Below are 5,129 nucleotides of genomic sequence, written 5' to 3'. Positions count from 1 at the left end.
CCCCCTCCCACCCCCCCTCCCCCCCCCCCCCCCCCCCCCCCCCCGCCCCCCCCCCCCCCCCCCCCCCCCCCCCCCCCCGCCGTCGTACCACTCGCTTTCGGACGCGGCTCAGACGTTGACGCCGAAGTCCGCCGCGATGCCCGCCAGCCCGGACGCGTAGCCCTGGCCGACCGCGCGGAACTTCCACTCCGTGCCGTGCCGGTACAGCTCTCCGAAGACCATGGCGGTCTCGGTGGAGGCGTCCTCGGTCAGGTCGTAGCGGGCCAGCTCGTTACCGTCGGCCTGGTTGACGACCCGGATGAACGCGTTGCGGACCTGGCCGAAGCTCTGGCCGCGGGCCTGCGCGTCGTGGATGGACACCGGGAAGACGATCTTGGAGACCTCGGCGGGCACGCCGGCCAGGTTCACGTTGACCGACTCGTCGTCGCCCTCGCCCTCACCGGTGAGGTTGTCGCCGGTGTGCTGCACCGAGCCGTCCGGGCTGGTGAGGTTGTTGTAGAAGACGAAGTGCCGGTCCGAGACGACCTTGCCCGACTCGTTGCACAGCAGGGCGCTCGCGTCCAGGTCGTAGTCGGTGCCGGTGGTCGTACGGACGTCCCAGCCGAGGCCCACCGTCACGGCGGTCAGGCCGGGCGCCTCCTTCGACAGCGAGACGTTGCCGCCCTTGGCCAGCGAGACTCCCATGGATGTTCCTCCCGGGTCGGGGTGTGGCCTTTCCTGTGCGGCGGGCCACAAAATCTACAGTGCTGTAGAGCATGACGAACGAGGACCGGGCCGCGTTCCCGGGCCGCTCAGTAGGATCGGGCCACGCCCCCGCCGCGCGGGGCGTGCGGCACGAACGGGAGGCGACGGCAATGAACGGGGACCCCTTCGGCGGCCATCCGGGCGGGCGCGACCGCGCGCGCCGCCGGGGCCAGGGCGAGCTGGAGGCACAGGTACTGGCCGCGCTGCACCAGGCACCCGGGCCCGCCACCGCCGCCTGGGTGCAGGACCACCTCGGCGACGACCTCGCGTACACGACGGTGATGACGATCCTCTCCCGCCTGCACGCCAAGAAGGCCGTCACCCGCGAACGCGCCGGCCGGTCCTACGTGTGGACCCCGGCCGCCGACGAGGCCGGGCTCGCCGCCCTGCGGATGCGCCGCGTCCTGGACAGCGAGTCCGACCGGGACGCCGTCCTGGCCAGCTTCGTCTCGGCGCTCTCCGCCCAGGACGAACAGCTGCTGCGCACCCTGCTGGAGCGCGCCACCGGCGAGGACCCCGGAGAGCCCGAGAGTTCCGGAGCCTGACTGACCCATGGGCGTCTTCGTCTTCCTCCCGCTCGTCCTGCCGCTGACCGCGCTGCCGATCGCCCGCCTCGCCGGCCAGCACCTGCACCCGCGCGGCACCACCCGCCTGCTGACCGCCCTGGCCGTGGTTCTCGGCGTGTGCAGCACGCTGTGCCTGGGACTGCTCATGGTGGTGGGCACCGCCCAGCTCCCCGGCAACCCGCTGCCCGACGGCTGGTCCGACCCGGAGGTACGGGCCGCGGTACCGAGCGCCGAGGTGGCCGGTACGGCGGCGATCGCCGGGCTCGCCGCCGTCCTGACGGCCTGCGGCACCGAGCTGCGCCGCCACTACCGTGTGCGCTCCCGTACGCACCGCGCGCTGGACGGCCTGCCGTCCGCCACGGAACTGGCGGTGCTGCCCGACGACACCCCCTACGCCTACGCCGTACCCGGCCTGCCCGCCCGCCCCGGCAGACCCGCGCGGCCCGGCCGGATCGCGGTCTCCCGCGGCATGCTGCGCAGCCTGGACAGCGACGAGCGCCGTGCCCTGCTCGCCCACGAGCGGGCCCACCTGACCGAACGCCACCACCGCTTCCAGCTCGCCGTACGGCTGGCCGGCTGCGCGAACCCGCTGCTGCTGCCGCTGCGTACGGCGGTCGCCTTCAGCGCCGAGCGCTGGGCCGACGAGGAAGCGGCGCGGACCGTCGGCGACCGGCGGCTGACCGCGCGGGCCGTCGGCAAGGCCGCACTGGTCTCCCGGCCCACGCCCGGCCCGCTGCTGGCGGGTTTCGCCGCTCCCGAGCCGGGCCCCGTACCGCGCCGGGTGGCGGCCCTCCTGGGCCCCGTGCCCCCGGCCCGCAGCTGGCCGCCCGCCCTCACCCCGGCGGGCCTGGCCGCCCTGGTCGCCGCCGCGGGCACCGCCGCCTCGGCCCTGTCCGCGCTAAACGCGGCGGTCGCCCTCTTCCTCGTCCTGAAGGCGGCCACGCCGCTGTGACCCGCCCTCAGGGTGGCCCGTTCCGCTGCGGACAGGCGCTCCGTACGATGCGGCGGTGACGACCGTGAGAGAAGACAGCACCGCCGCCGACCGGATCGGGACGCATACGGCTCCCGAGCTGTCCGCCCTCGGCCACTGCATCGCGGCAGTCGCCCCGATCCTCCTGATGCTGGGAGTGCTGGCCTTCAGCACGAACGAGACGGCGGCGCCCGAGGACTACGTCGAGGTGGCCCCGGAGACGATGGCTGAACGTGTCGTCAGCACGTCCGAGGACGCCTACCGGGCCCTGGGGCTGCGGCGCGCGATACCGGGGGGCAGGCTCGGCGAGCCCGGACCGCGCACGGTGAACACGCTCGTCTCCAACCCCTGCCACCAGATCGGCGCGGCCAGTGCCGAAGACCCGCCCGTGGACGGGGCCTATCGGCTCAGCCACGTATGGGTACTGGACCGGATGCCGTGGAGGACGGTCCTTCCCGCGCTGGAGCGGCTGCGGGACCACCTGAAGAACACCGGCTGGCGCATCACGGCGTTCGGGAAGCTTTACGACAACACGTGGCAGCTCGTCGCGGTGCGCGAGGGTGCCGCTTCGAACGGAGAGCCCGCACACCACTCCGTCGACTGGGACGGCGACGATGAGCTCCTGCGGAGCGAGACGTACACTCCGTGCGCGTACGCCCCTCGGTGGAAGAAAGGCGACAGCCCTCCCGGCAACCACCTGAACGCACCGGCCACCTTCCCCCGGACCTGACTCCGCCCCGCCCCTCTCCTCCACCCACCGGCCCCTGTGATCCGCCCCACACCCGTTCCCTTCTACAGCCCTGTAGAACCGGCCTGTAAAGTGCGCCGAAACGTTCGCAACGGGCGTGGCGGGAGGGGGAGATGACGACGAGGTCCGGGCCCCCGCCGGGAGGCGGTCCTCCTCCGGAGGCGGAGGTGCGCTGGGTCTACCAGCCGGTGGAGCTGCAACACCCCGACGGCGGATGGGAATTGGGCCGTATCAGCGCCTGGTGGCGGGACGGGACGGGCGAACTGTGGTGCAGGTTGCGTACGATGCGCGGCAGCGGCGGCAGTTGCCCGCAGTGGTTTCCGTACGACCCCGACCGGATTCTCGTTCTGCCGAGCGCGGGCATCTGACGCATCCAGAAGGACCATGAGAGCGTGCAAGACAGGCACCGGCCCCGGCGGGGCGCATCCTCCGGCCAGACCGGCACTTCGGTCACTTCCGGCCCCGCGGGCCGCACCGGCCCCGCGGGCCCCGACAGCACCGCGGGTTCCGCCGGTCCCCGCGCCTCCCGCCGGGCCGGCCGTCCGGGCCCCGGCCGCTCACGCCGCGCCGCCGGCTCCGGCCGCGGGCGCAGGCCCGGCAAGGCCCGGATGACCCGGCGCGGGCGGATCCTCGCCTGGACCGGCGGCGTCATCGGCATCCTCCTGCTGATCACGGCAGGTGTCGGCGGCTGGATCTACTTCAAGCTGGACGGCAACATCCACGGCGCGGACGTCGGCAGCCGCCTCGGCGGCGACCGTCCCGCCAACCTCAGCCCCGGCTCCAAGAACATCCTCGTCGTCGGGTCGGACAGCCGTGCGGGCGCCAACTCCAAGTACGGCAAGAACCTGGAGACGATGCAGTCGGACACCTTGATGGTGCTGCACATCGCCGCCAACCGCGAGTGGGCCACCGCCGTCTCCTTCCCGCGCGACTCCTGGGTGTCCATCCCGTCCTGCGACACCGGCAAGGGCCAGAAGTCCAAGCCCCACCACTTCAAGATCAACGAAGCGTTCACCATCGGCGGCGAGAGCGGGGACGTCGCCAACGCGGCGGCCTGCACGATCAAGACCGTCGAGAAGAACACCGGGCTGCGCATCGACCACTTCGTCTCGGTCGACTTCCAGGGCTTCAAGGGCATGGTCAACGCGCTGGGCGGCATAGAGGTCTGCCCGAAGACCGCGATCCACGACAAGAAGGCGCACCTCGACATGGAAGCGGGCTGCCAGAACGTCCAGGACGAGAAGGCGCTCGGCTACGTCCGGACCCGCTACAGCGTCGGCGACGGCTCCGATCTCGGCCGCATCGGCCGCCAGCAGGAGTTCATGAAGGCGCTCGGCGAGAAGGCCCAGTCCAAGCTGACCAGCCCGGGCGCGCTGTACGACTTCCTCGACTCGGCCACCAAGTCGATCACCACCGACAACGAGCTGGCGGGCGTCAAGCCGCTGTCCGAACTGGCCTCCACGGTCAAGGGCATCCCCAGCGACCGGCTCACCTTCCTGACCGTGCCGAACTACGCGCGCGAGGCGGACGTGCCCACCGACAAGGCGAACGTGGTGTGGCAGTACCCGCAGGCCGGCGGCCTCTTCAGCGATCTGGCGCACGACAAGGAGGTCAGCAAGGACAAGCTGGCCGCCGAGGCCAAGAAGCTGGTCACGGCGCGCTCGGTGAAGGTACGGGTCCTCAACGGCACGGGGACGCCCGGCTACGCGGCCGGCGTGGCGGCGGACCTGCGCAAGCTGGGATTCACGGTGGTCTCCACCGGCAACGCGGCCCCCGGCGCCAACGAGACGGCCATCACCTACCCCGCGGCCCTGGAGGCGCAGGCCAAGGTGCTCTCCGCCCGGCTGACGGGTGTGAAGACGGAGAAGTCGGCGGACACGGCGGCCGCCGGGCCGGGCGTGGTGACGCTGACCGTCGGCGAGGGATTCAGTACGACGGGCTGAGCCCAGGTGGCCCGGAACGGCTCGGGCCACCCGTAACGGCGGGGGGGGGGGGGGGGGGGGGGGGGGGGCCCCGACCCCCCCCCCCCCCCCCCCCCCCCCCCCCCGCCGCCTGTCGCTCGACCGGGCACCGGCCGGCTGAACGCGCACTCCGTACGGGC

At 73.0% G+C, this 5,129-nt stretch carries 6 protein-coding genes; 5 read left to right on the top strand and 1 reads right to left on the bottom strand.

Features of this window, described 5'->3' with window-relative positions; genetic code table 11:
- Positions 1-108 precede the first annotated feature (108 nt).
- Positions 109-684, bottom strand: coding sequence for a TerD family protein (locus tag ACZ4Z1_RS42240; protein WP_468492036.1), 576 nt, complete (start codon positions 682-684; stop codon positions 109-111).
- A gap of 170 nt (positions 685-854) precedes the next feature.
- On the opposite strand from ACZ4Z1_RS42240, the gene ACZ4Z1_RS42235 reads away from it, so the two are divergent.
- From ACZ4Z1_RS42235 to ACZ4Z1_RS42215, 5 genes are all read left to right on the top strand, one after another.
- Complete coding sequence (locus ACZ4Z1_RS42235) at positions 855-1,289, top strand: BlaI/MecI/CopY family transcriptional regulator (protein WP_468492035.1); 435 nt, start codon at positions 855-857, stop codon at positions 1,287-1,289.
- Between the two features lie 7 nt (positions 1,290-1,296).
- Positions 1,297-2,262: a M56 family metallopeptidase gene (locus tag ACZ4Z1_RS42230; RefSeq protein WP_468492034.1), complete on the top strand. Its 966-nt coding sequence runs from the start codon at positions 1,297-1,299 to the stop codon at positions 2,260-2,262.
- A 55-nt stretch (positions 2,263-2,317) separates the two neighbouring features.
- Positions 2,318-3,010: a hypothetical protein gene (locus tag ACZ4Z1_RS42225; RefSeq protein ID WP_468492033.1), complete on the top strand. Its 693-nt coding sequence runs from the start codon at positions 2,318-2,320 to the stop codon at positions 3,008-3,010.
- Between the two features lie 131 nt (positions 3,011-3,141).
- Positions 3,142-3,396 carry a hypothetical protein gene (locus tag ACZ4Z1_RS42220; protein WP_468492032.1) on the top strand — a complete coding sequence of 85 codons (255 nt, stop codon included), beginning with the start codon at positions 3,142-3,144 and terminating at the stop codon, positions 3,394-3,396.
- Positions 3,397-3,636: 240 nt separating this feature from the next.
- Positions 3,637-4,971, top strand: a complete 1,335-nt coding sequence (locus ACZ4Z1_RS42215; RefSeq protein ID WP_468492037.1) for an LCP family protein — start codon at positions 3,637-3,639, stop codon at positions 4,969-4,971.
- Positions 4,972-5,129: the final 158 nt, after the last annotated feature.

Source organism: Streptomyces sp. NPDC030165 (assembly GCF_055573595.1).
This window is presented reverse-complemented; position numbering and strand designations above follow the sequence as displayed.